General features: G+C 65.6%; 4 protein-coding genes. All 4 read right to left on the bottom strand.

Features of this window, described 5'->3' with window-relative positions; genetic code table 11:
* The coding region (locus tag FGK64_RS22070) for an isochorismatase family protein (RefSeq protein WP_138866021.1) at nt 1-617 on the bottom strand (617 nt) is incomplete at its 3' end.
* Between the two features lie 130 nt (nt 618-747).
* A complete protein-coding gene (locus FGK64_RS22065) occupies nt 748-1,779 on the bottom strand; it encodes a 2,5-dihydroxypyridine 5,6-dioxygenase NicX family protein (RefSeq protein ID WP_138866020.1) in 1,032 nt (343 codons plus the stop codon).
* A 55-nt stretch (nt 1,780-1,834) separates the two neighbouring features.
* Complete coding sequence (locus FGK64_RS22060; RefSeq protein WP_138866019.1) at nt 1,835-2,617, bottom strand: alpha/beta fold hydrolase; 783 nt, start codon at nt 2,615-2,617, stop codon at nt 1,835-1,837.
* 10 nt (nt 2,618-2,627) lie between these two features.
* Nucleotides 2,628-3,366, bottom strand: a 739-nt coding sequence (locus tag FGK64_RS22055; protein ID WP_483964212.1) for a maleate cis-trans isomerase family protein, incomplete at its 5' end; no start/stop codon positions are given.

Raw genomic sequence — 3,366 nt, 5'->3', positions numbered from 1 at the left:
AGGCCTTCGAGCCATGATTGGATGTCGTTTGTGTCTGTGACGTCGGCGTATTTTTGCTGGATGTCGTAGAGGTTTGCGTCGTGGGGGGCTTTGGCGCGGTCGGCGCAGCAGTCGGCGGGGACGAGGGTGTTGAAGCCGGATTGCACGGCGTCGACGACGGTGGCGCGGATGCAGCCCGAGGTGGTGGCGCCGCAGACGATCAGCGTGTCGGTGTTGGCGCCGGTCAGCAGCGCGGCAAGAGTCGAGCCGAAGAAGGAGGAGGCGCCCTTTTTCACCACCACCGGGTCGGTCGGCTGGATGCCGGTGGCGGCGTCGATTTCCACAAGGCGCGAACCCTCGACCAGGGCGCGCATGCCGGTGGCCTTTTTGAGCCAGGGCAGCGTCTCGATCTCGCCGGGGTGATAGGCGATGGTGGTGAAGATCACCGGAAAGCCCTTGGCGCGGGCGATGTCGCAGAGCCGTTTGGTGTTGGCCATCTGCGCGGTCGCCTCTGACGCGGTGGGGTATTGCAGGTCGGTGAAGCCATAGCTGAAGTCGACCACCACGATGGCGGGGCGGGTGCCGCGCGGCACGGTGGCGCCAAAGCCTGCGGCCTTGTAGGTGGTGTCCTGCGACATCGGAGCGCTCCTGCGGTTTGGGAAAGGGCCCCCGCGCGGGGCTGTTGACAGTCGTGGCGCGGGGCAGTCGGGGAGTGTGTCTGCCCTGATCAGAGCCTGTTTCAGGGTCTGATCAGGGCGATGATCCGGGTTAATGCCGGGCCATCTGCATCTCTTTCACCACCAGGTCGCCGTCGATCACGATCGGCTCGTCATCCAGGAACAGCGAGCAGCCGCGCATCGGGATGTCGAGGTGGCAGGGCGTGTCGTTCGGCCCGCCAAGTTCGTTGTTCGGCCCGGTCGAGAACATCACGTTGCCGTAGAAGCTGCGCGGCTCCATGCCCATGCCGCCGGGGAATTCGCCCGGCGTCATGCCGTGCCATTTCGCGGCCGGGTTCATGCCCCAGCCGACGTGGCTCATGCCCATGCCGCGCGGGTCGTTGAAGGCCTCCATGTAGGATTTCACCAGCTCGGCATCCAGCCCGCCGCGGATGTCGGTGACCCAGCCCTTTTCGATCGTGTAGGTGATCGGCTCGCGCACATACATGTTCTGCGGCAGCAGGATGTCGCCCGTTGCCACCACGATCTGCCCGTCGACGCCATCGTCGTCACCGCCGGTGAACACGAACCCCGAGGGCCAGTGATCCCAGCGCCCGGGCGTGTCGGTGCAGGCGTATTCGGCGACCGTGGGGTAGGTGTTCAGCTTGTAGGTCACATCGGTGCCGTGGGGCGAGGTGATGCGCATGACCTTGGCCTTCGCCAGGTACTCGGCGCCGATCTCGACCTTCTCGCGCAGCTCTTTCGTGGGCAGCATCCGCGCCAGCAGCTCGGGCGGCTCGACCGCCGTCAGGATCCGCGTGCCCGCGTCCTGAATCGCGAACTGCTCGGGGCTGAACAGCAAAAACACGCAGTCGATCAGCATGTCGCAGGCCTTCAGCGCCTCGACCGCATCGGGCTGGGCGGCCAGCCCGGTCTGGCCCACGGCCCAGGCGCCGACCACCGGCGGGGCGGGCAGGCGCATGTGGTACATTTTCGCGCCCAGACGTGCGCCCGCGGCCATGAAGGCATCGGCATAATCCAGGCGGTCGTTGCCCTGGGTCAGCACGATCAGCTTCTCGCCCTCGTGCACGCCCGACATCTTCAGCTGGTGCAGGCAGATTTCGGTAAAACTGGCGTGGTCCATATTGGTGCTCCTGGTGTGGGGGGCGTGTCGGGATGCGTGTCTGGATTCGGGGCGGTCAGGCGGTAAAATCCATCACCGCCGCAAGGAACCCGTCAAGATCGTCCCACGGAATCATGTGGCCCGCCCCGGCGACGGTGCGCTGTTCGATGGCGGGGTTCAGTTCGGCCACCTCGGCCTGGTCGTCGGCATCGACCACCGTCGCGCCGCCGGCAATCACCAGCCGCGCCGGTTTGGCGATCTTGGGGATGTCCTGGTGGATGTCGTCGGTGTGGAAGCCGTCGAAGGCGATGCGGATTGCGCCCCAGTGGCAGGTGTGCAGCCATTCGGCGCGCAGGGCCTGCTGCTCGGGCGTCCAGGTCGGGCAGAAGGTGGCCATATCCTCGGCCGAGCAGCCCCGGGCCGCCATCACGATGCTGTCGCCATACCACGGCCATTTCGCCGGATAGGCGCGGCGGTTCGGCCCCGACATCGGCGGGTCGACCAGGATATAGCCCGCAAAGGGCGCCGCATTGCGCGCGTTGGCGCGGATCGCGATGCGCGCGCCCATCGAGTGCCCCATCACGATGGGGTTGTTCATCTGCTCGGCCACCGCGATGGCGTCATCGGCCATCGCATCGAGCGTATAGTCCAGGTCCCCCGTCTCCGACAGACCACGGCCGCGCACGTCCAGCACATGCACCTCGAACCGTTCGGCCAGGCGTTCGGCGATAAAGCCCCATGTCACCGCAGGCGAGGTGATGCCCGGAATCAGCAACAGCTGCGGCGCGCCATCGGGCCCATCCCAGCGGATCAGGTGCTGGCGGATGCCGTTGGCCTGCAGGTTGTATCCGAAAGACATGACCATCCCCTTAATAGTTGCCCGACAAAAGCGTGCCGCCACCGGGCACGCGGGTGTCGAGGTTCAGCGCCTTCAGCATGGCCCAGGTGGTTGCGATCGCGGCGGTCAGCACCGGCTTGCCAACCTGCGCCTCGACCTTCGAGACCGCAGGAAGCGAGGGCATCTGCACGCAGGCCGAGAGCACGACCGCGTCGACGCCCGAGGTGTCCATGTCAGAGACGATGCCGGGCAGGTTCATCGGATCATGCGCCGCCACGGCCAGGTTGTCGGGAATTTCCAGCGCGCGCCAGGTCACCACCTCGATGCCTTCGTTGCGGATGTAATCGACGACGAGTTCGGTCAGCGGAATCATGTAGGGTGCGACCACGGCGACCTTCTTCGCGCCGATCGCCTTGATCCCGTCCACCAGCGCACCCGCCGAGGTCACCACCGGCGCGGGGGCGTCGTTGCTTTCGGTCACCTTGTGCAACCGCTCCTGCGAGGTGCGGTGATAGCCGTGCCCCATCGACATGATCGCCACCAGGCAGGCATAGCCCATCACGTCGACCTTGGCATCCGACAGCTCCAGCGCGCAGCGGTCGCTGTCGCCATCCATCGCAACAAGCTCTTCCTTCGTCACCTTCTTCATACGCATCCGCGATGAATGAAACGTGAACCGCTCCGGAAAAACACCCTCACGCGCCCGCAACAACGCAGGTATCTCCGTCTCCATCGTCACATTCGAACTCGGTACAATCTGGCCTATTCGG

It is taken from the genome of Arenibacterium halophilum (assembly GCF_005938225.1).
GTDB lineage: Bacteria > Pseudomonadota > Alphaproteobacteria > Rhodobacterales > Rhodobacteraceae > Arenibacterium > Arenibacterium halophilum.
This window is presented reverse-complemented; position numbering and strand designations above follow the sequence as displayed.

What these genes read in the sequence shown, in the direction of transcription:
- FGK64_RS22065 (WP_138866020.1), bottom strand. Translation starts at nt 1,779, where the DNA reads ATGGACCACGCCAGTTTTACCGAAATCTGCCTGCACCAGCTGAAGATG.
- FGK64_RS22060 (WP_138866019.1), bottom strand. Translation starts at nt 2,617, where the DNA reads ATGTCTTTCGGATACAACCTGCAGGCCAACGGCATCCGCCAGCACCTG.